General features: G+C 70.0%; 24 protein-coding genes and 3 pseudogenes. 13 read left to right on the plus strand and 14 right to left on the minus strand.

What is annotated here, in order from left to right; all coding sequences use genetic code 11:
- The first annotated feature begins 3 nt into the window (after nucleotides 1-3).
- The 3 genes from F9278_RS46640 (at nucleotide 4) to F9278_RS44845 (ending at nucleotide 1,832) form a co-directional block, all read left to right on the plus strand.
- Complete coding sequence (locus tag F9278_RS46640; protein WP_193241926.1) at nucleotides 4-435, plus strand: hypothetical protein; 432 nt, start codon at nucleotides 4-6, stop codon at nucleotides 433-435.
- 96 nt (nucleotides 436-531) lie between these two features.
- Nucleotides 532-903: a PRC-barrel domain containing protein gene (locus F9278_RS44840; protein ID WP_152173430.1), complete on the plus strand. Its 372-nt coding sequence runs from the start codon at nucleotides 532-534 to the stop codon at nucleotides 901-903.
- 380 nt (nucleotides 904-1,283) lie between these two features.
- A complete protein-coding gene (locus tag F9278_RS44845) occupies nucleotides 1,284-1,832 on the plus strand; it encodes a type 1 glutamine amidotransferase domain-containing protein (protein WP_152173431.1) in 549 nt (182 codons plus the stop codon).
- Nucleotides 1,833-1,923: 91 nt separating this feature from the next.
- Here the strand turns inward: F9278_RS44845 and F9278_RS44850 are convergent, their stop codons facing one another.
- From F9278_RS44850 to F9278_RS44875, 7 genes and pseudogenes are all read right to left on the minus strand, one after another.
- Nucleotides 1,924-2,412, minus strand: a complete 489-nt coding sequence (locus F9278_RS44850; RefSeq protein WP_152173432.1) for a flavin reductase family protein — start codon at nucleotides 2,410-2,412, stop codon at nucleotides 1,924-1,926.
- Nucleotides 2,413-2,512: 100 nt separating this feature from the next.
- Nucleotides 2,513-2,584: pseudogene (locus tag F9278_RS48960) on the minus strand (GlsB/YeaQ/YmgE family stress response membrane protein); the annotation flags it as partial.
- A gap of 4 nt (nucleotides 2,585-2,588) precedes the next feature.
- Complete coding sequence (locus F9278_RS44855; protein ID WP_152173433.1) at nucleotides 2,589-3,437, minus strand: EamA family transporter; 849 nt, start codon at nucleotides 3,435-3,437, stop codon at nucleotides 2,589-2,591.
- Nucleotides 3,438-3,626: 189 nt separating this feature from the next.
- The gene (locus tag F9278_RS44860) at nucleotides 3,627-4,082 is read right to left on the minus strand and encodes an STAS domain-containing protein (protein ID WP_152173434.1); all 456 of its coding nucleotides are present in this window, start codon (nucleotides 4,080-4,082) and stop codon (nucleotides 3,627-3,629) included.
- A 155-nt stretch (nucleotides 4,083-4,237) separates the two neighbouring features.
- Entirely contained in the window at nucleotides 4,238-4,849 is a 612-nt protein-coding gene (locus tag F9278_RS44865) for a cysteine hydrolase family protein (RefSeq protein WP_404819042.1), read from the minus strand.
- 97 nt (nucleotides 4,850-4,946) lie between these two features.
- Nucleotides 4,947-5,333 carry a hypothetical protein gene (locus F9278_RS44870; protein ID WP_152173435.1) on the minus strand — a complete coding sequence of 129 codons (387 nt, stop codon included), beginning with the start codon at nucleotides 5,331-5,333 and terminating at the stop codon, nucleotides 4,947-4,949.
- Between the two features lie 58 nt (nucleotides 5,334-5,391).
- A complete protein-coding gene (locus F9278_RS44875; protein WP_152173436.1) occupies nucleotides 5,392-6,927 on the minus strand; it encodes an FAD-dependent oxidoreductase in 1,536 nt (511 codons plus the stop codon).
- Nucleotides 6,928-7,243: 316 nt separating this feature from the next.
- On the opposite strand from F9278_RS44875, the gene F9278_RS44880 reads away from it, so the two are divergent.
- Nucleotides 7,244-9,769, plus strand: coding sequence for a tetratricopeptide repeat protein (locus F9278_RS44880; RefSeq protein ID WP_152173437.1), 2,526 nt, complete (start codon nucleotides 7,244-7,246; stop codon nucleotides 9,767-9,769).
- Here F9278_RS44880 and F9278_RS44885 read toward each other — a convergent pair.
- Together F9278_RS44885 and F9278_RS44890 are read right to left on the minus strand one after the other, a co-directional pair.
- On the minus strand, nucleotides 9,746-10,954 hold the full coding sequence (locus F9278_RS44885) for a hypothetical protein (protein ID WP_152173438.1): 1,209 nt from the start codon (nucleotides 10,952-10,954) through the stop codon (nucleotides 9,746-9,748). The two genes, F9278_RS44880 and F9278_RS44885, sit on opposite strands and share 24 nt — an antisense overlap.
- Nucleotides 10,955-11,046: 92 nt before the next feature.
- A complete protein-coding gene (locus F9278_RS44890) occupies nucleotides 11,047-11,487 on the minus strand; it encodes a hypothetical protein (RefSeq protein WP_152173439.1) in 441 nt (146 codons plus the stop codon).
- A gap of 570 nt (nucleotides 11,488-12,057) precedes the next feature.
- Between F9278_RS44890 and F9278_RS48965 the strand changes: the two are divergent.
- Nucleotides 12,058-12,441 (plus strand): annotated as a pseudogene (locus tag F9278_RS48965) (TetR family transcriptional regulator); the annotation flags it as partial.
- Nucleotides 12,442-12,609: 168 nt separating this feature from the next.
- Here F9278_RS48965 and F9278_RS47925 read toward each other — a convergent pair.
- Nucleotides 12,610-12,948, minus strand: a complete 339-nt coding sequence (locus F9278_RS47925; RefSeq protein WP_152173440.1) for a DUF6479 family protein — start codon at nucleotides 12,946-12,948, stop codon at nucleotides 12,610-12,612.
- Between the two features lie 331 nt (nucleotides 12,949-13,279).
- Between F9278_RS47925 and F9278_RS44905 the strand changes: the two genes are divergently transcribed.
- The 3 genes from F9278_RS44905 to F9278_RS44915 are packed head-to-tail and all read left to right on the plus strand — an operon-like array spanning nucleotide 13,280 to nucleotide 15,265.
- Entirely contained in the window at nucleotides 13,280-13,957 is a 678-nt protein-coding gene (locus F9278_RS44905) for a HemK2/MTQ2 family protein methyltransferase (protein ID WP_152173441.1), read from the plus strand.
- Nucleotides 13,941-14,201, plus strand: a complete 261-nt coding sequence (locus F9278_RS44910; RefSeq protein WP_152173442.1) for a CDGSH iron-sulfur domain-containing protein — start codon at nucleotides 13,941-13,943, stop codon at nucleotides 14,199-14,201. Before F9278_RS44905 ends, F9278_RS44910 begins: the two co-directional genes overlap by 17 nt.
- Entirely contained in the window at nucleotides 14,198-15,265 is a 1,068-nt protein-coding gene (locus F9278_RS44915) for an iron-containing redox enzyme family protein (protein WP_152173443.1), read from the plus strand. The genes F9278_RS44910 and F9278_RS44915 overlap by 4 nt, the downstream gene beginning before the upstream one ends.
- 244 nt (nucleotides 15,266-15,509) lie before the next feature.
- On the opposite strand, the gene F9278_RS44920 is transcribed toward F9278_RS44915, so the two are convergent.
- Both F9278_RS44920 and F9278_RS44925 read right to left on the minus strand, forming a co-directional pair.
- Nucleotides 15,510-16,187, minus strand: coding sequence for an HAD family hydrolase (locus tag F9278_RS44920; RefSeq protein WP_152173444.1), 678 nt, complete (start codon nucleotides 16,185-16,187; stop codon nucleotides 15,510-15,512).
- A 15-nt stretch (nucleotides 16,188-16,202) separates the two neighbouring features.
- On the minus strand, nucleotides 16,203-17,165 hold the full coding sequence (locus tag F9278_RS44925) for a TIGR03557 family F420-dependent LLM class oxidoreductase (protein ID WP_404818995.1): 963 nt from the start codon (nucleotides 17,163-17,165) through the stop codon (nucleotides 16,203-16,205).
- Between F9278_RS44925 and F9278_RS44930 the strand changes: the two genes are divergently transcribed.
- The 3 genes from F9278_RS44930 to F9278_RS44940 all read left to right on the plus strand — a co-directional run bounded on the left by F9278_RS44930 (nucleotide 17,076) and on the right by F9278_RS44940 (nucleotide 20,008).
- Nucleotides 17,076-17,324 (plus strand): pyruvate decarboxylase, encoded by a 249-nt coding sequence (locus F9278_RS44930; RefSeq protein ID WP_404818996.1) that lies wholly within the window; start codon nucleotides 17,076-17,078, stop codon nucleotides 17,322-17,324. The two genes, F9278_RS44925 and F9278_RS44930, sit on opposite strands and share 90 nt — an antisense overlap.
- Nucleotides 17,325-17,467: 143 nt before the next feature.
- Complete coding sequence (locus F9278_RS44935) at nucleotides 17,468-19,099, plus strand: phytoene desaturase family protein (RefSeq protein WP_152173445.1); 1,632 nt, start codon at nucleotides 17,468-17,470, stop codon at nucleotides 19,097-19,099.
- Between the two features lie 27 nt (nucleotides 19,100-19,126).
- Nucleotides 19,127-20,008 (plus strand): SDR family oxidoreductase, encoded by an 882-nt coding sequence (locus F9278_RS44940; RefSeq protein ID WP_152173446.1) that lies wholly within the window; start codon nucleotides 19,127-19,129, stop codon nucleotides 20,006-20,008.
- Between the two features lie 120 nt (nucleotides 20,009-20,128).
- On the opposite strand, the pseudogene F9278_RS44945 reads toward F9278_RS44940, so the two are convergent.
- Nucleotides 20,129-20,314: pseudogene (locus F9278_RS44945) on the minus strand (ribonuclease BN); the annotation flags it as partial.
- 146 nt (nucleotides 20,315-20,460) lie between these two features.
- On the opposite strand from F9278_RS44945, the gene F9278_RS44955 reads away from it, so the two are divergent.
- Nucleotides 20,461-20,832, plus strand: a complete 372-nt coding sequence (locus F9278_RS44955; protein ID WP_226967220.1) for a hypothetical protein — start codon at nucleotides 20,461-20,463, stop codon at nucleotides 20,830-20,832.
- A gap of 107 nt (nucleotides 20,833-20,939) precedes the next feature.
- Nucleotides 20,940-21,497 carry a GNAT family N-acetyltransferase gene (locus tag F9278_RS44960; RefSeq protein ID WP_152173447.1) on the plus strand — a complete coding sequence of 186 codons (558 nt, stop codon included), beginning with the start codon at nucleotides 20,940-20,942 and terminating at the stop codon, nucleotides 21,495-21,497.
- Nucleotides 21,498-21,538: 41 nt separating this feature from the next.
- Here F9278_RS44960 and F9278_RS44965 read toward each other — a convergent pair whose 3' ends face one another.
- Complete coding sequence (locus tag F9278_RS44965) at nucleotides 21,539-22,081, minus strand: hypothetical protein (protein WP_152173448.1); 543 nt, start codon at nucleotides 22,079-22,081, stop codon at nucleotides 21,539-21,541.
- Nucleotides 22,082-22,090 lie beyond the last annotated feature (9 nt).

The following is a 22,090-nucleotide window of genomic DNA, read 5'->3' on the forward strand; positions in this document are numbered from 1 at the left end:
CCCGTGGGCCTCATCGACTTCGACTTCGCCCGCCCGGCGGCGCGGCTGCACGACATCGCCTACGCGCTGCAGTACGTCGCCCCGTTCAGGGACGACACCGAGTGCGCGCGCTGGCTGCGCCACCCACGACCGCCCGCCCGACGCCGGCGCCTGGAACGGTTCTGCACGGCCTACGGCCTGTCCTCCACCGACGGCGTTGTCGATGCCGTCATCCGCGAGCAGCGGGCGAACATCGAACGGGTACGCCACCTCGCCGCCGCCGGACACGAACCCCGGGCGACCTGGGCGGCCGAAGGCTATCTGCGGGAACTCGAACACAAGCTGGAGTGGAGCCGGGAACACCTCCATCTCTTCGAGCAGCGCGCCTCGACGCACAGGCCCCGATTTACTCCGTGTGGGTTTCGCGCCGAGTGCAACTTCCGGGAGAAATCTTGATTCTGGCTTAAACGCGGGGTGTGTCACTCCGGACGGCGGGCACTCGCGTCCACGGCGGTCGAATAGATCGTTTTTTACGACGAGGAGTTGTCTCGCGTGACTGAGAATGTGTGGAGCTACAAGTCGACCGCGGGTCGCCTGGCGGACGCCGACCTCACTGGATACAAGGTCGAGGCCACGGACGGCAGCATCGGTAAGGTCGACAAGCACTCCGACGAGGTCGGTGACGCCTACCTGGTGGTCGACACCGGTGTGTGGATCTTCGGCAAGGAGGTCCTGCTGCCGGCGAGCACGGTCGAGAGCATCGACCCGAACGAGAAGAAGGTGTTCATCGGCCTCGCCAAGCAACAGATCAAGGACGCCCCGGAGTTCGACCGGGAGAAGCACCTCGCCGATCAGCGCTACCGCGACGAGCTGGGGACCCACTACGGCTTCGGGGGCGCCCCGTTCGGTAGCCCGCCCGCCTGACCGAAAGCCTCTAGAGCCTCCTCTGAGCACCATGACCTCGGGACTCGTCACCGAGTCCCGGGGTTCTTGCGTGACGAACAGGGCTGGGCCGCTATGGGGCCAGAGGGTCCCCTGGGAACGAGGGGACAAACCTCCGCGTGTTCTTCGTGTCTGTGTCCGGTCTACGGGTACTCGGTGGCCGTGGCCGTGGCCGCAGAGCCGAGGGCTACGCCGTCGACCGGCTTACCTACGTCTGTGGCGAGGCACGAGGTCAACCCCCTACTCATCGCAGTGCAGAGCACATCCACAGCGTCCTCGAATCAGTGCCCTTCGCCGCCCGGCGCGCCGAGAGCCGGCCCGGGGCGAAACCAACGGCAATCGACACAAGGAGATCGACGACCATGCGTATCGCGTTCCTGATGGCGCCCGAAGGCGTCGAGCAGATCGAACTGACTGAGCCGTGGCAGGCGGTCACCGACCAGGACCACGAGGCGGTCCTCATATCGACGGAGCCTGGACAGATCCAGGCGTTCGACCATCTGGACAAGGCGGACGAGTTTCCGGTGGAGACGGTGGTGCGCGGGGCGTCGGCCGAGGCGTTCGACGGTCTCGTCCTGCCCGGCGGGGTCGCCAATCCCGACCTGCTGCGCGCCGACGAGGACGCCGTGTCGTTCGTACGTGACTTCTTCGACCTGGGCCGGCCCGTCGCCGCGATCTGTCACGCTCCGTGGACCCTGGTGGAGGCAGGTGTGGTCTCGGGCCGTACGCTGACCTCGTGGCCGAGTCTGCGTACGGACATCCGCAACGCGGGCGGGACCTGGGTCGACGAACAGGTGCGCGTCTGTGCCCACGGGCCCAACACGCTGATCACCAGTCGCAGGCCGGACGACCTGAAGGCCTTCTGTGAAGCTTTCCTCACGGAGTTCGCCAAGGCCCGGAACGAGGTCTGATCGGGGCCGTCGCTGGGGGAGCCGACGGTGGCCGAGGCGCGTGGACCGGGGACGGCGCCCGACATGGGCGTCCTGGGGAGGGCGCTTCGCGTCAGTTCGCCGGATGGCCCGAAGCGATGTCATGGGTGTCGCCGAGTGTCAGCAGAGCCGTGCGGCTGCCCGCGACGTTCCGCGCCGCCTCCGGGGCGAGCCGGAATCCGACGTGGTCGCCGCCGTCGACCCGCTCCTCCACGCGACCGACGAACCACGCGGGGGCCTCGTCGAGGATCAGTGATCCGCCCGGCCCCTGGTGCCACCGGCTCTCGGCGAACTTGTCCGTACAATCACCGGTCTCACCGCCGAAGAGCCGGGCCAGCCGGTCCTGATCGCGGCGGAGGAGATGGACCGCGAGCCGTTCGGCGCGCCCCGCGATCCGGTACGTCCGGTTCTCCTTGGACAGCCAGACCATGAACCGGGCGGGACGGATCGAGCACTGCGAGGCGAATCCGACCAGGCAGCCGGCTCTCTCCCCGTCGGCAACGGCGGTCACGACGTACATCGGGTAGTCGAGCAGGTCGGTGAAGGGATCGAGGTCGGTCACGGCGTTCGGCTCCCACCTGGAGGCATCGGATAACGGCCAAGCCTTCAAGGCTCCCGTGCCCCGGCCGGCCCACGACGCGCCTGAAGAGGTCGAAAAACCCGGAGAGGCCGAAGAACCCGTCGATGGAGTCGACACCGAAGACCACCTTGCCGAGCCAGCCGCCGAACGGACCACTCTCATCGCAGGGCGATCAGCGCGACCGCCACCGCTCCGCACACCAGGCCGAGGACCTGACGACGGTTCAGGCACTCGCCCAGGAACAGCAGGGCGAGGACGACGGGGACGGCGGGGTAGAGGGACGACAGCACCGTGGCCACGGTCATGAGCTGGTGAGTGGTCGCTTCCAGGTACAGCATGATCGCGGCCGTCCCGACCATGCCCGCCGCCACCGCCGTCGCCCACGCCCCGCTCGGCATGGTCCAGCCGGCGCGGTACGACGCCAGTACGCCGGCGATGGCGACGACCGACACCACGCGGCTCAGCACGACCGGCCACAGACCGCTGTCACCGGTCACCTGGGCCATGGCCGGGAACCGCAGACCGATTCCCACGCTGGCCACCAAGGCGCTCGGCACACCGGCGGACAGCGCTCCGCGACCCTCCTCGGCCGTGCCGGATGTGGTCTGCGAGACCAGCCAGAGCGCCGGCAGCACGGCGGCGATCCCGCCCCACACAGGGGCGGAAAGTTGCTCCCCGAGCAGAGTCACCCCGACCAGCACCGGCAGAGCCACGGCACCGACATCGCTCACGGGGACGACGACACTCATCGCTCCCTGCGACATCGCCCGGTACAGGAACGCGACTCCCACCCCGGTTCCGACCCCGGACAGCGCTCCCCAGCCGTAGTCCGCGAGCGACGCGGAGCCGCCGCGCAGACCCGGTGCCAGGACAAGTGCGAGTACGGTCCCGCCCAGTTGGGGGTGGAGAGCGACGGTCATTCCGTCGACCCGCCGGGACAGCAGACCGTTGACGAAGTGAGTGACGCCGAAGCACAGGGCCGACGCCAGGGCCAGGAACTCACCCAAGGCACGCACCGCCCGCGCCCTGCCGAATCGGCTGGCAGTTCGGTGGGCAGGTCGGTGGGCAAGCCGACCGGGTTGCTTGAGCCGAGAACATGGGAGGCCGCGTACCCGCGTACCTCGTGACGATGCGGCGCCCTGGACACCGCACACTGCGCACGGCGGATCCCTGACGCCGGAGGGTGCCGGAGCAGATCAGCCTCGGCCGTCAAGGTTCTCCCCTTGATGACGGCAACCGCCGTGACAGCCGGTCGACGCCTTCCCGCGGCCGGATCGGTGCGGGGGTGTCTCCGAGGCGGTGTCGGGCAGCGCGGCCAGCGCGTCGCCGAGGGTGTCGAGGAGCCGGACGCCGACGACGCTCTCGTGCTCCAGCACCGCTCTCATCGCGGGGTTCGCGCCGACCACCAGCACGGGGGAGTGCGCGAGGTGCTCGGTGGCTGTCCGGAGGGTCCGGCGGACCGCGGCGCCGAACGGCTGGACGTCGGTCATGTCCAGCACCAGCCGCTGCCCGTCCCGGGCGGCCTCATCGAGGTACCGGCCGAGCTCCCGCGCCAGATCGGGGCACGTGTCGGGGTCGAGAACGCCGGACAGGCACACCACGGTCGCTACACCGGTGGCCGTTCGTACCGTCAGGAGTGGCCTCGTGATCATCTGTCTCGCTCCAGCGACCGGGCGTCGTTTCCGACGAACCTGCTCCGGCCGCACGGCGGCGACCGGGCGGTCGCTGCCTGACCGCGCTCATCCACCTTCCCCCCCCATTGTTGAGCCTATGCAACAACGCACTGTGTGCAGTCGAACACGTTCCATCACATCCCGCGATGCGTGCCCGTGTCTGTGCCGGCCTCCGTCTCCGTGGACGGGCCGGCGAAGTCGATCTCCTTCGCCGGGACGATCCGGGCGCCCATGTTGCGTTCCATCATCTCCAGGGCGGCGGACTCCAGATGGGGGTGGATGGACGCGACGGTGTCCCTGGGCACGGTGACCCGCAGATGGCGGATGTGGGCGTCCAGGGCGGAGTAGAGGACACACTGCTCCGTGACCTGTCCGCTCAGCACCACGTGTCCGACTCCCCACCGCCACAGCAGGTAGGCCAGAGGGGTCTCGTAGAAGGCGGAATGGCGGGCCTTGACCACGAAGAGCGACTCGTCGTCGGGCCGTATCGGCTCGATCAGGTCGGCGTGCGGTCGGGTCAGCACGTCGGGCCGTATCGGCTCGATCAGGTCGGCGTGCGGTCGGGTCAGCGCGAGGTCCACGAGTTCGCCGTGATGGGAGCGCCACGAGCCGAAGTTGTCGTTCGCGTAGATCACCGGTACGTCGGCCCGGCGGGCCCGGCCGATCAGTTCCGCGAGCACGGGAACGACCTCCCGGACGGACGGCACGAGCAGCTCGGCGTCCTCGTGGTCGTAGGTGTTGATCATGTCGATCACGACGAGAGCGAGCCCCGCCGGGTCGGCGGACGGGTCTGTGCCCTCGCCGCGTCCCTCCGGCCCCCTCGGCCGGCCGCGCACAGGCTCGTCACCCCGAGTGCCGCCGGGGCGGGGGGTCCTGGGGGTCGACGCCGGTCTCGGCGGAGGCGTCCCTGGTGCCGCTGGGGCGCCGGGAGCGGCCCTTGGGCCCGGTGTCCCGCCGGCCTTCCTCCTCCGTGTGCGCGTACTCCTCGCCGCGGGCGCCGGTGCTCTTCACCGTGTCACCCGGTACGGCCTTCGACTCCTCCTTCGACCTCGTCCGTCCCGGTCCCTTCCCGCCGCCGTGCTCGGCGGTGTGGAAGGACCTGTGGGCGCTCGGGTTGTCCTGCTGTCGGGTCTCGTCCACGTCGGGAGACCAGCCGTGCTGCTCGGTGCCCTGGTGACGGCTGGGGCCCCGGCCGTGCGACGGTTCGGACGAGTGCGGCTTCTTCGTCATGGGGCGACCTGCTTTCGGTGCGGGCGACGCGTGTGTGCGTCGCCGTGGGGGTGCCTCGTTACTGGTCGGGGATATCGCGTTCCTCCAATGGGTGTAGGGCGGGGCCCTGGAGGATCCGTCCGTCCGGGGCGAAGCGGGAGCCGTGGCACGGGCATTCCCAGGCCTGCTCCGCGTCGTTGAACGCCACGAGACAGCCGAGGTGGGTGCAGCGTGCCGACACCGATTGGAGCGTTCCGTGCTCGTCCCGGTGGAGGGCGTAGTGCCGTCCGCCCCGGCGCACCACCGCGCCGTGGCCCGGCGGGATGTCGTCCGGCGCGGGTGACGTGACGGCCGGCAGCCGGTCGCCGACGAAGTGCCGGGCCACGGCGGCCTGGTGCTTCAGGAACGACGTTCCTTCGCGGACCACGGAAGCCAGTCGGCGCGGGTCGTAGAGACGGTGCCAGGCGGGCGGACGGCCGTTGATCAGATCGCTGAGCAGACGGCCCGCCATGATGCCGCCGCTCAGGCCCCAGCCGCCGAAGCCGGTGGCCACATAGGCGTGCCTGCTGCCGGGACGCAGTGGGCCGACCAGAGGTACGGAGTCGGTGGCGTCGTTGTCCTGGGCGGCCCAGCGGTGGGTGAAGGCGAGCCCGCCGAAGCGGTCGTCGGCCCAGCCGGACAGCCGGGCGAACCTCTCCTCGACATCGGCGGTACCGGGGACGAAGTGCTCCCCGGTGACGATCAGCAGCCGTTCACCGTCGCGGTACGGGGCGCTGCGCACAGAGCGTGTCGACAGCTCCGGCGTGATGTACATGTCGCGCGGGGCACGCTCCTCCGCGACGGGCGCGGCCACCACGAGTTCCCGGAGTGAGCTGAGCCGTGTGAACAGCAGGGCCCGGTCGAAGACCGGGTAGTGCGTGGCGATCACGACATCGTCGGCGCGGATCGCGACACCGGAATCCGTCCGCAGGGTGCACGGCTCGCCCTCGGTGAGGCCGACGACGCGCGTTCCCTCGTACACCGTGCCGCCTCGGCGGCACAGGTCGTCGGCGAGCGCCAGCAGGTACTTACGGGGGTGGAACTGTGCCTGCCCGCTCACCCGGACCGCCCCGGCGACCGGGAACGGCAGCTCCGTCCCGGTCACGAACTCGGCCGGCAGCCCCGCCTTCCGCGCGGCGGCTGCCTCCGCCCGCAGGGCGTCCACGTGCCGTGGGTCCTCCGCGTAGGTGCAGGCCGCCGCCTCCTCCCAGTCGCAGTCGATACCGAGTTCCTCGACGATCTCGCGGGCGTGCCGGATCGCTGCGCTCTGCGAGGCGGCGTACAGCCGTGCGCCCTCGGGGCCGCGGGTGCGGCGCAGGTGGTCGTAGACCAGGGTATGCAGGGCGGTCAGTTTGGCGGTGGTGTGGCCGGTGACCCCGGCGGCTACCCGGTCGGCCTCCAGTACCGCCACCTCACGCCCCTGCCGAACCAGCTCCCAGGCGGTACTGAGCCCGGCGACACCCCCGCCGATCACGGCGACTTCCACGCTGAGGTCCCCCGGCGGCGGGGGAGCGGGGGCGCCGGGCGGTGCGGTCTGCAGCCAGTAGGAGCCCTGGAGCCCGATCTCGGTGTTCATGGGGGTCGAGTGCCCAAACCGATGCGCGATACGCCCCGGTATGTAGGTTTTCGTTCTAACCTTCCCGATCTTCATTCCGCAACGGTGTCCATGGGCCTGTTCGCCCCGTTTCTTTGCACTGGCGTCCGCTGTCCACCATGTACCTGGGTGTCTGACCGGGAACGCCGGTGCGATCAGGGCGGGCATCGTCGTGCCGCACGCCGAGGAACTGTGGCGCTGCCTGCGCAATGAGCCATGTGCAGGTCGGATCCGCTGCAGGTTGATCGGAAGCCGATAGTGTGGAGCGAGCCGGAGTCGGGTCGTTCAAGGGGGTTGAGTGGAAGCGGAGTTGATGCGGCTGGCCGCGTCCGTTGCGACGGCCGTGGCGGGGACGATCGGTACCGACGCGTATACCGCGCTCAGGGCCCGGGTGGGTGCGCTCTTCAGGCGGGGCAGGCAGGAGCAGGAAGACTCCTTCCTCGGTGAACTGGAAGAGCGCCGCAACGATCTGACCCTGGCTCGGGACAGGGGTGACGAGGCCCGTGTGGCGGAACTGGTGCCGCAGGTCGAGGAGCTGCTGCGCGGCGAACTGCGCAGGCTTCTGGAGGAACAGCCTTCCCTGGCAGGAGAGTTGAGGGACCTGCACAGCGAGGTGAGGAACATTGTCACCAACGGCACGGTGGTGGTGGGAGACGGTGCGCATGTATCGAATGTGCACCACCACCACTACTACAGCGGCAGTCCGGCAATTCCTCGACAGGCCCTTCCGAGCGACTCGGTGCCGTCGCCCCGCATCGCTCTGTGGCCGATGGAGCACTACGAGAACAATGACAGCCTGCTACGGCGAATGGACGCCGTATGGGCTCAAGGTCAGGCCGCCGGGGTTGCCGCGACCATGTATGTGCAGGGTGTGCCGGGTAGCGGAACATCGGCTGTGGCCCGTAGGTGGCTGCACCATCACCAGGACGAACTGACGGGACCTCAACTCGAAGCGTCGCTGGGCAGAGATCCCTGGGGCAACCTGCCGGAGCCCTCGGCGATCCTGGAACGCTGGTTCCGCGAGCTGGGAGTTCCGGCGGCGGACGTGCCCTCCGACCCCGGGGAACGGTCGGCCTACTTCCGCAGGCTCGCTTCGCGTGGTCCGATCGTCGTGCTGCTTGAGGATGTCGCGGTCGCCTCCCAGGTCGAACCGCTGCTGCCGGGCACGCCGGGCAGCGTGGCCCTCATCACCAGCCACTCCCGTCTGCCCCGACTGGTCCGCACCGTCGGCGCCGAACCGTTCGAGATGAAGCCGCTGGGCCGGATGCACAGCCGGAAGCTGCTCGTCAATGTCGGCAGGATCCGAGGCGACGCGACGGCGTACGAGAAGGAACTGGACCTGATCGCCGACGGGTGCGGGGACCTTCCCCTCCCGCTGTGCATCGCGGGGGCGCAACTGGCACTCGGCCACGCGGGCAGGGTGCGCGAGCTGGCGACAGAACTGTCCGACCGCACGACCAGGCTGGAAACGCTCAACATGGACGACGAGATCTCCGCCGCTCTGGATCCCGGCTATCGCGGTCTCGCCCCGGACGCCGCGCGTCTCTACCGTTGCATCGGCCTCCACCCCACCGAAACGTTCGAGACGGACGTCGTACGGGCCATGCTCCCGGACCTGGACACCACCGCCCGGAACAAGGCCCTTCGACAACTCACCGCCGCGAACCTGACAGAGCCGGACGGGGACGGCTACCGGGTACGTCACCACCTCATCCACGACCATGCGCTCACGTGTGCTGTCGCCGACGAACCGGCCGAGGTCCGTGAAGCGGTGCTGGACCGGATCATCGCGCATTACCTGGAGTTCGCCGAACGCGCGGAGGCGGCCCTGTCCTCCCGCCATCGGTACGACCCGTCGGGTACGTACGCGGCGTACGCACCCACGGGAAGTGTCGACGTACCAGAGGTGATCGCGAGCCTGGAGCGCCGCCTGGAGAGCCTGGAGAACGCGGTACGCCTGGCGCACGAAAAGGGCCGGCATGAGCAGACCTGGCGGCTGGCCCAGGGGCTGCACACGTTCCACCTCAGATGCGGTCTGCACAGTCCCTGGATCACGACGCACGAGCTGGCTCTCCTGTCGGCCCACGAGTGCCGCGACCCGATGGCCATCGCCCGTATGCACTTCGAGCTCGGTTTCGCTCATCTTGAGCGGTGGAGCACGCGCCAGGGTGACCCGCGCACCGCTCGCGAGCACTTCGAGAGCGCGCTGGACCTCGTACGCCCGGCCGACGGCAACGCCACCGAAGGCCGGCAGCGGACGGAGTCCAGCGCGCTGGAGGGCCTCGGCCTGCTGGAACGCAAACTGGGCAATCCTGCCGCCGCTCTGGAGTACTACGACTTGGGGCTGGCCGCACTGAACGGAATCGACCACAAGCGTGGCCGTGCCCTGTTCGCCCTCCATCGGGGAGTGGCCTGCACCGATCTGCGACGTCATGACGAGGCCGCACAGGAACTGCGTTCCGCCCGCGCGCAGTTCGAGGACATGCCGGTGCCGGACCCCTACAACGCGGCACGTGCCCTGACCCGTTACGCCGAGGATCGAAACGCCGCCGGACAGCTGGACGTCGCTGTGACGGCGCTCGGCGACGCGATCGAGATCATGACCGTGAACGGTCCGGCCTACCAGCGGGCCGGGATCCTTCTGTTCAGGGGAGATCTGCTCAGTCGGCAAGGTGCCCACGCACAGGCGGTGCTGGACTGGGTCACCGCAGGCGATCTGTACCGTGAGGTGAACAGTCTGCGGGCGCAGGAGGCGGACCAGCGGCTCGCGGACGCCTCGGGGGTGGGTTACGGGGACGGCTCACAGGGCGTCGACGACGAGTAGGCCGGGTTCGGCTCCGGCGCCGATCGTCACCTGAACGCACAAGGCACCGGGGCTGCCCGCAGTGGACATCACATGGTCGTGGATCACCGAGGCCGCGATGGCGGCCGATGTCCACGAGGGGCGCTTGCCACGCCAGCGGGCACGCAGACGCACGCCGTCCTTGATGAGCAGCGCCGTGCAGCCGTCCTCTGGCTCTTCGACGGTGAGCAGGGCGCAGCCGGGGTAGCGCGCGGCCACGTCCTCCCGGTTCACAGCCTCGGCCAAGTGGCGCGGCCGGCCGAGCGGCAGAAGCAGTACGTCCGCGGAACGGGGCCACAGGGCGTCGGGATCATCGATATCGGCCACCAAATGCGTTCCCGCCAGATGCCGTTCCATGGTCCGGCGCTGAAGGGGCGCGGGATAGCGCCGTACTGTGACACTGCCCCCGCCTGCGGCGACGGATACGTACGCCGGCCGCTGGACGGGGGAGGAGTGCCCTACCGGCACGGTGGTGGGAACCGGCACCAATCGCGATCTGGCGGGTGTCGCAGGCTCTGGAAGCTGGAGCAGGTCGTAGAAGAGGCGCCGCAGCAGCACGGCGGATTCTCCCGGCCGGGACGTCACGGTCGCACGCAACTGGTCCAGTTCGGCACTGTCTCGCTGCGCCTTGGCCGCCTCCTCGATCTGCGACAGGAAGGGCCGGTGAGCAGACAACCGGGGGAGGGTCTTACCAAGACGAGCCATGGGCGACTCGGGGGCTATTTTCGATTCCGCGAAAGTGCCCAGGACTGTGGGGATTCCCAGTGCGATTCCGTACATCGTCAAGGAGCCGTGGTCGCCAAGGATTCCATCCGCTGCCAGAAGCGCCGCTTTCCAGGTCTCCGTATCCGGGACCGGGAGAAGGAGCCCATGCTCGGTAAGCGGCGCCAGCCATGTCTGCAATTGCCATGCGCCGTGGCCGTACCAGGCATTGCAATGCACTGCCGCCAGAACGCGATATTCGTCGGCCGGCAGCTCCGCCAGGCTTCGACGAAGCACATCCATATCACTCTCATCCGATGCCAGGATCGACCCGCGTCCCCAGGTCGACGAGACAACGATGATCTTTTGGTCCGGACGAACACCCAGGGCTCGCCGATACTTCTCTCTGAACGGAGCACTTGCCTTCAGCTGATCGAAGCAGGGGTCTCCTGCCACCACGCTCACGGGAACAGCAGCCGGGCAGCTCACCGCGAGCCGCTCACGTTGCTCATCATGAGAGAGGACGATGGCCGACGGAACAACTCGCCCCTTATGCGTCAACCATTCCGACGACAAGCCAAAAGCTTCCCGCTTCCCGCTTCCCGCTTCCCGCTTCCCGCTTCCCGCACCAATATTTTACTGTATCCTGCGCCGTGGGGTGCGCCTATCAATGGGGTTTGCAAATTATGGAGATCTCCGCCTCGACTTGTGGCAATTGCCAAGTCAAATTTGTGTGAGATTGCCTCCTCCCATGGTATGTGAAGCATTCCCCGGGAGGTGAAGAATTCAAAGGTTCCCTCGTCCAGGGTCGACGACTCGGTACAGGTGAAGACAGTCTGGAGACGTCGGTCGCCCTCGAACACGGTCAACAGGTCGAGCAGCCGTGTCGCAGAGGTGATGTTGTGGACCACGCCGAGAACGGTCCGCTCCGCCGCCACACTCACCCAGCGCTCACTGTTCTCCGCCAGCGGCAATGGCAACTTCCCCACATCGCGCACGTGTCGTTCCCCGCTTTCCCCTGCATGACCTCGCTAGACGATAACGTGCCGCCGGACCTGCGGGACATGGAGCGAATCGAGCGTGGGCCTGACACGACATCAGTTCGGTTCTCCTTCCGGACCGCAGTGTCGGCGGGAGTGGCCGATCAAGCGGAGAGCTTTCGGCGGGGGAGAACAGCGATGAACTGACAACCTCGATGTCGTGGTGGATCGCCCCGTCCACAATGTGATCACCGGCGTCGTGCAGCGCGGCACGGTGGTCCGGGCCGGGGCATCACCTGGAGAGTGCTTCTTTCCTCGCAGCTGACAGGACCCTCGACAAGTCCCATCGTTGCGGGTCAGCGGCACTCTCCGCTTATTTGATCAAGACCCGGACAGGCCCACTCGCGAAAGCGCGAGGCTAGGGCGTGTGTGGAGTTGTGATCTCGTGGGCCCCGGCTCGGGAGGGTCGGGGTCCTTGGAGTAAAACGGTGGGGCGTCTCGACCTCAACTTTCGGATACGGTCCGCAACCGGAAGAAGATCCTCGAAGCCGCCGGCGAGCAGATCACCGTGAACGGACCTGAGTAAGCATGGACGAGATCGCCGCCGCAGCGGGCGTGGCCGTGGGCACCCTCTATCGGCACTTCCCCACCAAGACCGACGTGGTGGGGGCCGTCGTCGGCGCATACGTCGCCCGGATCGCCGACGACGCCGAGACCGTGCTCGTCCGTGTCGAGGCCGGCGCCCGCTCGGTGGACGAGTTGACCGCCTTCCTCGGGCGCGTCGTCGAGGCGTCCGTGACCGACCGGGCTGTCAAGGCTGCCGCCCAGACCCTGGGCGCGGAGCCGGGCGACCGCGCCGATGAGGATCGCGCCGGTACCGCCGTCGCAGCCCTCGTCCGGATCGGCCAAGCCGACGGTGACATCCATCCCGACGTCACCGTCGGCGACATCTACCTGCTGTTCTCCACCGCGCCGACCGGCCACCCACCAGCGGCCCGCGCCCGCTGGCTCGACCTCGTCACGCCCGGTCTGCCACCCGCACCCGGGAAGCCGGGAACTGACGCAAGAGACGCGTGCTACGGGTCCCACGGCGCTGGTAGATCTGAATCGCCGTTCGGAGCCTTCCGTCTGTACGAAGCTCTACTGGCGGTCGGAGTCGGAGTTCCAGCGTCGGCGGTTCTGGTTCTCGCTGCGTTTGCTGCCGGATGCGTGCAGGTCGTGCGGGGTGAGCCGTTCGCCGCCATCCGATGCTCGGGGGACCTCGTTCGGCTCGCGCATCTGTCGGGTCTCGTGGACCGGCCCGGATTCGGGGAGCGTGGGCTGCTCGTGTCGCCCCGGGGGGCCTGGCTCGCGGCGGCGTGTTTTGAGGCCGAACCGTACGGACCAGACCAGGGCTCCGGCGATGAGGAGACCGCAGACGAGGACGGCGATCACACCGGCCGGATTCGTCGCGGCCACCTGAAGGGCGAGGGATTTCATTGCCGCCGAGTACCCAGGTCCAAGATCCGCATACCGTCGGGACGGGAGGAGTCCCACGAGTCCACCCGTACGGCGGGGGCCGGCACCTTTGCAGCGGATGACTGAGGCTCCGCTGCCCGCCACCTGTTACGTCGGCTGTCAGGGGGTACTCGTGGGGCGCCGCGGGCTCATGTCCGCGCAGCCGGCCCTTTGCCCTCGACACCGGAGTGATCGTGAAAGCACTGGTCGTCAACCGCACTCCCAAGATGTCTCCCGAGCCCATGGCACGGCACGTCGTCGCACGAGCCCTGTCCCCGGTGCCGTCGCGGGCGAACGGCTGCGGGCGGCGCCCATGACAGCCGAAGCGCTCATGGCCGCCTCCCGCCTTCGCTGCTGGGTTCCCCGGGGGGTGTACTCCCCTCAGGCCGACACCTGGCTCCTGCAGCGGGCGATACGGCGTGAGCGGATCACGGAGGAGACGGACGTACTGGACCTGGGCAGCGGGAGCGGCCTGCTGGCGGTGGAGGCAGCCCGGCGCGGCGGCCGGGTCACCGCGGTCGACATCTCCTGGCGGGCCATCGCCACCACCTGGCTGAACGCCCTGCTGAACGGTCAGTCCCTCCGTGTGCGCCAGGGGGATCTGGCAGGGGCCGTGTCCGGCCGCCGCTTCGATCTGGTGATCGCCAACCCTCCCTATGTGCCCGCGCCGTCCACCGGGCCGCCCCGGGGCACCGCGAGGGCCTGGGACGCCGGGAGGGACGGGCGCCTGCTGATCGACCGTATCTGCGACACCGCGCCGACGGTCCTGCGGCCGACGGGAACGCTCCTGCTCGTGCACTCGCATCTGTGCGGCATTGCCGCCACGCTGGCCCGCCTGGAGGAATCCGGCCTGCGCGCCGAGGTCGCCGACCGGGCCCACTTGCCCTTCGGGCGTGTGCTGCGGTCACGGCTCGCCTGGCTGCGGGAGCAGGGCATGGCAGCCGACGGAACGAGCGAGGAACTGGTGGTGATCCGTGCCGAACACGCCTGAACGCCCCCGCCGCGTCCACGTTCAGCGCGACGGGCCCTTGCTCATCGAGGGACCGGTCGAAGTCGTCGACGAGGACGGCGAGATGACGGTCTCCGGTCGCTTCACGGTGGCGGTCTGCACCTGTCGCCGCAGCCGGATCTTTCCCTGGTGCGACGCCAGCCACCGCCGACGCGACAAACCACCCGGCCGAAGCGCCGGTGACGCCACGGAACAGGGTCGCGGGAAGAGAGACGTGGCTTCATGACGGGCTCCCGCTCCCGGCATCTGTTCCGGCTCCGGCCCCCGCCGCTGCCGGAGCCGCGCGGCCCGCTCTCCGCCGCGGTGACGGCTCTGCTGCGGGGATCCGACCCCGGGCCGGTGCCGTCCCCCGACAGTTGCTCCCCTTACGGCGACGACCTGCAACTCGCCCTCTATGTCCTCTACGAGCTGCACTATCAGGGCTTTGAAGACGTCGATGACGGTCTGGAGTGGGACAGCGGTCTGCTGGCGCACCGAGGCGCGATCGAGTACCGCTTTTTGGGCGCACTGCGCGGGGACGTGCCGATCGCCGACACGGAGACGGCCGAGCAGGCGCTGGACGAACTCCAGCTCGAACCGGTCGGCGACGACGGCAGCGGCGTCTCGTACTTCCTCCGCGACGAAGGCACCCTCGACCACCTGCGTGCTTACGCGGCCGTACGTTCGCTGTACCACCTCAAGGAAGCGGATCCGCATGCCTGGGTCCTGCCCCGGCTCCACGGGCGGGCCAAGGCGGCCATGGTCGCGGTGGAGTTCGACGAGTTCGGAGCGGGCCGCGCCGACGAGATCCACGCGCTGTTGTTCGCCGACCTCATGGCGGACCTGCGGCTGGACACCGCATACGGCCGCTATGTCGACGCCGCGCCGGCCGAGGCCCTCGCCACCGTCAACCTGATGTCCCTGTTCGGTCTGCACCGGGCACTGCGCGCGGCGCTCGTCGGTAACTTCGCGGCCGTCGAGGTGACCTCGTCCCCGGCCTCGCGGCGCCTCGCCGAGGCCATGCGCCGGGTGGGCGCGGGCCCGGCGGCCGTTCGGTTCTACGCCGAGCACGTGGAGGCGGACGCGGTGCACGAGCAGGTCGTACGCCACGAAGTCGTCGGCGGGCTCCTGGAGAACGAACCGCACCTGGACGCCGACGTGGTGTTCGGGATCCGTACGACCACCCACCTGGAGAACCGCCTGGCGGACACCCTGCTCAGTGCCTGGCGCGAGGGCGCCACAGGGCTACGCGGAGGGCGTGCGGCTCAGGACGCGGGGAACGCGGGGCCGCACGGGTGCGAACGACGATGAGGCCCCCGTCCTCGAAGCGCTCGCCCAATACCCCGATACCCTGATACAGGGACGCCAACGAGCTGCACAACAGACAGGCACGCGGCGCGGACCCGCGCGCACATGCGGTCCGACGCGGTGCACGCGAGGCACAGGTGGGGTACAGGTTCTTCCAGGTTCTTCTCGACGTGCGGCAGTTCCCTGTCGGTGAAGGCTGCCATGCCGGCCGTGACCAGCCCTCGCCAACGGCTAACCGGTTGACGTCTTACGGTCGGACGCTTCGGGCGAAGACGCTGCTTTCCAGGTGTCCGAGCAGGTCGGCGGGGTCCCGGTACACCTCGCGGGCACCGGCTGTCTCCAGGTCCGTACGGGGGATCCCACCGGACAGCAGCGCCACCGGAACGACCCCGTCCCGTACGGCGGCTCGCATGTCCCAGAGGGAGTCGCCGACGAACACGGCCCGTTCGGCGGGGACGCCGGCCAGTTCCCTTGCGTGCCGGACCGGGTCGGGGGCGGGTTTGCCGTCGGTGACGTCGTCCGCGCTGGCCGCGCCGAGGATGACGTCGTCCGCGTCGATGGCCCGTCGCAGTGCGGAGAGTTCCGTGCCGCTCGCCGATGTCGCCAGGACGATTCCCCAGCCCCGCCCGGCCAGTGCGCGCAGCAGATCGCCCGCCCCGTCGAGGGCCGCGAGCCGGTCGAAGTAGGTGGCGTAGAGGGCGTGGTGGGCCGCGACGAGCTGCTTGTCGTCCTCGGGATCGTGGTCCTCGCCGAGCAGATGCGCGATGAGGTCGCCGCCGCCGAGGCCCACGGCCCGGTGGATGTCCCGCATGGGGACGCGGTGGCCGGCCTGCCGGAACGCCTCCCACCAGGTGACGATGTGCAGGTGATTGGTGTCGGCGAGGGTTCCGTCGACGTCGAAGATCGCGGCGCGTTCTGTGCTCATCGTCGGCTCCTCCGCTCAGAGTTCGCGCAGGGCGGGCAGCAGCTTCTGTTCCGCCCATTCGAGGTAGGGCTCCTGGTGGTCGCCGCCGATCTGGACGAGCGCGACCTCGGTGAACCCCGCCTCGGCGTAGGGGCGTACAGCCTCGACGACCGCGTCCACGTCGTCGCCGCAGGGAATGGACTCGGCGACGTCCTCAGGCCTTACGAACTGGGTGGCGCCCTCGAACGCGGTGGGTCCGGGGAGTTCGGAGTTGACCGGCCAGCCGCCGCCGAACCAGCGGAACTGGTCGTGGGCGCGGGTGATCGCGGCGTCGCGGTCGGTGTCGTAGCAGATCGGCAGCTGGCCGACCTTGGGCTTGCCCGCGCCGCCGTGCCGGTCGAAGGCGGCGGCCAGTTCCGGCCGGGGTTCGGTGGCGATCAGCAAGTCGGCCAGCCGGCCCGCGAGTTCGCACGAGCGGTCGCCCGATACGGCGACTCCGATCGGCGGGGCCGTGTCGGGCAGATCCCACAACTTCGCGTTCTCGACGTCGAAATGGTCGCCGTGGTGGTTGACGTTCTCTCCCGCGAAGAGTGAGCGGATGATCTCCACGGCCTCCTCCAGCCTGCCGAGCCGGACGTGCGCGGCGGGCCAGCCTCCGCCCACCACATGCTCGTTGAGGTTCTCCCCGGAGCCGAGTCCCAGGCGGAAGCGCCCCTGGGAGAGGAGTTGCAGGGTGGCGGCCTTCTGGGCAACGACCGCCGGGTGGTAGCGGGTCGTCGGGCACGTCACGTAGGTCATCAGGGGGATGCGTTCGGTGGCCTGTGCGGCGGCGCCGAGCACGCTCCACGCGTAGGGGGCGTGTCCCTGGGAGGCCTGGACGGCATCCGGGTCGAGAAGCCGGGCGACGTCGTGGGCGCCTGGGAGGCCGCGCTCGGCGCCGACCGGCCCTGCGTGCTGGACTTCGTCACCGACCCGGCCGTTCCGCCGATCCCGCCGCACGCGACCCTCGACCAGATCGAGGCCGCCGCGACGTCGATCCTCAAGGGCGACAGCGACCGCTCGGGCATGGTCCGCCAGGGCTTCAAGGCCAAGGTGCAGGACCTCCTGCCCGGTCACCGCCACCGCCCGGACCGGCCCGGCGCGCGGGACGGCACGTGAGCGAGGCAGAAGTCGGGTGTTCGGCGTCCCTTCGTCGGCTGATTGGCTGTCCTCGATGGGGGCACTCGGCGCACAACGTGACAACTGCGACCTGACGAGCGCGACGTGACGACTGCGATGTGACGAGTCCCGGGGAGGCGGCGATGCCTGACGCGGTGGTGGTCGGGGCGGGGCCCAACGGGCTGGTGGCGGCGAACCTCCTGGCCGACGCCGGCTGGAGCGTGGAGGTTCTGGAGGAACAGCGCGAACCCGGTGGGGCCGTCCGGCACGACAGGGGAGTGGACCCCGAGTTCGTCAGCGACCTCTTCAGCTCCTTCTACCCGCTGGCCGCCGCGTCTCCGGTGCTGCGCGGCCTGGGCCTGGAGGAGTTCGGACTGAGGTGGAGCCATGCGCCGCATGTCCTGGCCCACCCCCTGACGGACGGCAGATGCCCCGTCCTCGACCGCAGCGTCGATGTCACCGCCGCCGGTCTCGACACTTTCGCGGCCGGGGACGGAGACGCCTGGCGACGGCTGCACGAGGTCTGGGAACAGCTGCGCCCCGACATCCTGGACGCCCTGTTCACCCCCTTTCCCCCGCTGCGGGCCACGACGCGGCTCGCTGTCCGCCTGCGGGCGGCGGGCGGGTTGCGCCTGGCACGCACCCTCCTGCTGCCGGTACGCCGCATGGGTGCGGAGGAGTTCGCGGGCGAGGGTGGCAGGCTGCTGCTCGCCGGCAACGCCCTGCACGCCGATCTCGCGCCGGAGGCCGCGGGCAGCGGCGGCTTCGGCTGGCTGATGTCCATGCTCGGCCAGACGTACGGCTTTCCCGTGCCGGTCGGCGGCGCCGGCGCCCTGACCGACGCACTGGTACGGCGACTGCGTGCCCGCGGCGGTTCCGTGCGCTGCGGACAGCGCGTCGACCGGATCGTCGTCCGAGACGGGCGGGCCGTCGGCGTACGCACCGCCGACGGCGTCCACATCGCCGCCCGCCGTGCCGTGCTGGCCGACGTGTCGGTGCCCGCGCTCTACGGCGACCTCGTGGACCCGGAGCAGCTGCCGGCTCAGCTGCCGGCGGACCTGAAGCGTTTCGAGTGGGACTTCGCGACGTTCAAGGTCGACTGGGTGCTCGACGCTCCCGTTCCCTGGCAGGTGGAGCAGGCACGCCTGGCCGGTACCGTCCACCTCGCCGACGGAGTGGACGAACTCACCCGGTTCGCCGCCCAGATCGCGATGGGCGCCGTGCCCGACCGCCCCTTCGCGCTGTTCGGACAGATGACGACCGCCGACCCCACGCGGTCGCCCCGAGGGACCGAATCGGCCTGGGCCTACACCCACGTCCCCCAACGGATCACCTCCGACGCCGGCGACGAAGGGCTGACCGGTGCCTGGGACGCCAAGGAGCAGGAGATGATGGCCGACCGGATCGAGCGACAGGTCGAGAGATTCGCTCCTGGGTTCCGGGCCCTCGTCAGGGCCCGGCGCATCCTGGCTCCCCCCACGCTGCAACTGCTCGACCGCAATCTGCACCGCGGCGCGATCAACGGCGGCACCGCCGCCCTCCACCAGCAGCTGGTCTTCCGCCCCGTGCCCGGCACCGGTCGCCCGGAGACGCCGGTGCGCGGGCTCTTCCTGGCCGCCGCCGGTGCCCATCCGGGCGGCGGCGTCCACGGTGCTCCGGGCGCCAATGCCGCGCGAGCGGCCCTGCGCCGTCACCGGGCACCCGGCCTGGACCGCCTGCAGCGTGTCCTGGCACACCGCGACCGCACCGGAGCCAGGCGCCCATCCCTTCCCTGACGCCCCGGCAGACGATTGGAGCAGCCCATGCGCGACAGTCCCCTCGCCAACCGGATCGTCGTGGTGACAGGAGCCGCACGGGGGGTGGGTGCGGCGACGGCGCGCGAACTCGCCCGGCGCGGCGCGCACCTGGCCCTGATCGGTCACGAGCGGACGGAGCTGGAGACGGTGGCCGCCGCCCTGCCCACCCGGGCCCTGGCCGTCGAGGCGGACATCACCGACCAGGGGACCCTCGAAGCGGCGGCCGAGCAGGTCCGCCGGAGGCTCGGACGCCCGTCCGTAGTCGTGGCGAACGCGGGCATCGCCCACGGCGGCCCGTTCATCACCACCGACATGACCGCCTGGCAGAGGGTCGTCGATGTCAACCTCACCGGCAGTGCCTTGACCGCGCACACGTTCCTGCCCGACCTGATCGGGACAGCCGGTTACTACCTCCAGATCGCCTCCCTCGCGGCGTTCGGAGCCGCCCCGATGATGAGCGCCTACTGTGCCTCGAAAGCCGGAGCGGAAGCCTTCGCCCATGCCCTGGGCGCCGAAGTGGCCCACCACGGAGTGGCTGTCGGCATCGCCTACCTGAACTGGACCGCCACTGACATGATCCAAGAAGCCGACCACCACGCCGTCCTGCGCGAACTGCGCGCCCACATGCCCCCGCCCGCCCGTCACCTCCACTCGGCGGACTTCGTCGCACAGCGGCTCTCAGAGGCAGTCGAAAACCGGCGCACCGCCGTCTACACCCCCGCCTGGCTCCGCCTCGCCCACCTCGCCCGCACCGCATTTCCACCCCTCGTCCTGCGCCGTTCCCGGCACCTCCTGCCACGCCTGGAGGCCGAACGGCCCTTCCACCCCACGGGCTCGCTCGGCGCCGGCGGACGGGCCGACGACGTCGCCCACCGGCGGCGGCAATGACACGCACACCGTTCCTGGGCCTCGGCTCCGGGTACCACTACGCCCCCCCGCGAAGTGGATCAGCGGCACCGACCCGGCGGTGTCGCTGCCCGAGCACCGGTCGGTGCTGCGCCCTCCGTGTCAGGGCCTGAGGCGTCGGCGGTCCTCCTCATCCCATTTCTGGGTGTCGCGCGGCTGGACGTACGGCTCGTCGTCGGGCGGGTGGCCTCCGGCGACGGCGCGCTGGCGGGCCAGCTCCGCGTCGAACTCCGGGCCGAGGAGGATCGCCAGGTTGGTGATCCACAGCCACACCAGGAAGATGATCACGCGAACGGGCTCCCGCCCCGCCCGGTCACGGATACCCGCTCGGTGACGGATACCCGCTCGGTGACGGATACCCGCTCGGTGACGGATACCCGCTCGGTGACGGATACCCGCCCGGTGACGGTGACGGGTACACGGACGCGCTGGTCGTGCTCGACCACGTCGCCGTCCACACCTCCGGCGTGACCCGCACGGTGTGGGAGAGCGCGGCGGACAGCGAGAAGGCGCCCCGCCCCGCCGCGGGGATCACCCGCGCCTACGCGGACTTTCTGCGCGACACGGCGTGCGCCATCGGGCTCTACGGCCGGACCCGGTTCGCACCGGGCGGCCACGACGACTCCGCCGCGCACGAACTCCGCGAGGCGGTCGCCGAACTCCACCGCACCCTCGACGTGTTCCGCCGACAGCTGCCGGACGCCGTGGCAGAGGACCCGAACGCGCTGGTGATCTACGGCACGCTGCTGGCCCAGGCCCATCGCCTGGCCGATCAGCTCGTCCAGGAGCAGGCCGGCGATGCGTAGCGAAGTCGCTCTCCTGCGAGGCGACGACGCCGGTCACGCACAGGTCGGTCGGCCCCCGGCCGCAAAACCGTGTGCGAGCGGCCGGGCCGGGTCCCTACCCTCCGGGCATGGATCTTCGCGAAGAACTTCCGGGCGACAGCGAGCATGTGCGGGACATCCACCTGCGGGCGTTCGGTGATCACGGCCCCGTCGTGGCCGACCTGGTCGACACCCTGCGGGACACGATCACGCCCACCGGGGGTCTCTCCCTGGTCGCGGAGCTCGACGGGCGGACCGTCGGGCATGTCATGTTCACCCGGAGTCTGCTGGACGCCCCTCGGCGACTGGTCGAGGTGCAAGTGCTCAGCCCGTTGGCCGTCGTGCCCGAGCACCAGCGGCACGGTGTCGGTTCGGCCCTGGTCCGGTACGGGCTGACGGCCCTCGCCGAGCGGGCCGTCCCGCTGGTCTTCCTGGAGGGCGATCCGGGCTACTACTCCCGCTTCGGCTTCGCGCGCGGTGACGGACAGGGCTTCCGGAAACCGTCCCTGCGCATCCCGGACGGCGCCTTCCAGGTCATCGGACTCCCGGCGTACGAGCCATGGATGACAGGGACACTGGTCTACGCGGAGCCGTTCTGGCGCCACGACGCGGTCGGCCTCCGCGACCCCGGCGCACAGCCCGCATGACCGCTACGAGCCCGCTGCCGTCGGCGGGGTGATCCCGGCGGTCATGCCGGACTGTCGGGGTGGCGTGTGTGCACCCAGTGCACGATCGTGCCGTCACGGTCGATGTGCGCCTCGTAGGTGCCGGTGACGTGGACGAAGCGGGCCTTCCACGTGCCGTCCTCCTGGCGGCGCAGGTCGGCGTCGTCGAGGGAGGCGGGGGCCGTGCCGAGGACGATCTCGCAGGTCTCCCGCAGACGGGCGACGACCTGGGGGAGTGTCGCGGGCTCCGGCGACGGGCGGCGCAGGCCGAAGTAGCGTGTCGTGGCGCGCAGCGAGGCACGGAGCGAGGCGGACACCCCGGCGAAGCCCACCCCGCCGACGATGCCCGCGCCCAGCTGTTCCAGGACCGTGTCGAGGACACCCCGGGTGTGCTGCGCGCGGGCGAGACGGGCCGCGGTGCGCAGTTCGCGGGTGACGGCATCCCCCGGCAGTCCGGCCGGGCTGTCGGCGAAGAAGAGGATGAACTCCCGCCCGGCACCCAGGTCCACCGCCTGGTGATGTGTCGTACCACGCGGCTCCGCAGGCTCCAGCGGTGTGGCTTCCATCAATTCCCC

The organism is Streptomyces phaeolivaceus (assembly GCF_009184865.1).
Taxonomy (GTDB): Bacteria; Actinomycetota; Actinomycetes; order Streptomycetales; family Streptomycetaceae; genus Streptomyces; species Streptomyces phaeolivaceus.

Coding starts and splice junctions, on each gene's coding strand:
- F9278_RS44915 (WP_152173443.1), top strand. CDS start 14,198: ATGACGGGCTCCCGCTCCCGGCATCTGTTCCGGCTCCGGCCCCCGCCG.
- F9278_RS44960 (WP_152173447.1), top strand. CDS start 20,940: ATGGATCTTCGCGAAGAACTTCCGGGCGACAGCGAGCATGTGCGGGAC.
- F9278_RS44920 (WP_152173444.1), bottom strand. CDS start 16,187: ATGAGCACAGAACGCGCCGCGATCTTCGACGTCGACGGAACCCTCGCC.
- F9278_RS47925 (WP_152173440.1), bottom strand. CDS start 12,948: ATGAAATCCCTCGCCCTTCAGGTGGCCGCGACGAATCCGGCCGGTGTG.
- F9278_RS44865 (WP_404819042.1), bottom strand. CDS start 4,849: ATGATCAACACCTACGACCACGAGGACGCCGAGCTGCTCGTGCCGTCC.
- F9278_RS44875 (WP_152173436.1), bottom strand. CDS start 6,927: ATGAACACCGAGATCGGGCTCCAGGGCTCCTACTGGCTGCAGACCGCA.
- F9278_RS44965 (WP_152173448.1), bottom strand. CDS start 22,081: ATGGAAGCCACACCGCTGGAGCCTGCGGAGCCGCGTGGTACGACACAT.
- F9278_RS44870 (WP_152173435.1), bottom strand. CDS start 5,333: ATGACGAAGAAGCCGCACTCGTCCGAACCGTCGCACGGCCGGGGCCCC.
- F9278_RS44845 (WP_152173431.1), top strand. CDS start 1,284: ATGCGTATCGCGTTCCTGATGGCGCCCGAAGGCGTCGAGCAGATCGAA.
- F9278_RS44905 (WP_152173441.1), top strand. CDS start 13,280: ATGACAGCCGAAGCGCTCATGGCCGCCTCCCGCCTTCGCTGCTGGGTT.
- F9278_RS44935 (WP_152173445.1), top strand. CDS start 17,468: ATGCCTGACGCGGTGGTGGTCGGGGCGGGGCCCAACGGGCTGGTGGCG.
- F9278_RS44940 (WP_152173446.1), top strand. CDS start 19,127: ATGCGCGACAGTCCCCTCGCCAACCGGATCGTCGTGGTGACAGGAGCC.
- F9278_RS44860 (WP_152173434.1), bottom strand. CDS start 4,082: ATGATCACGAGGCCACTCCTGACGGTACGAACGGCCACCGGTGTAGCG.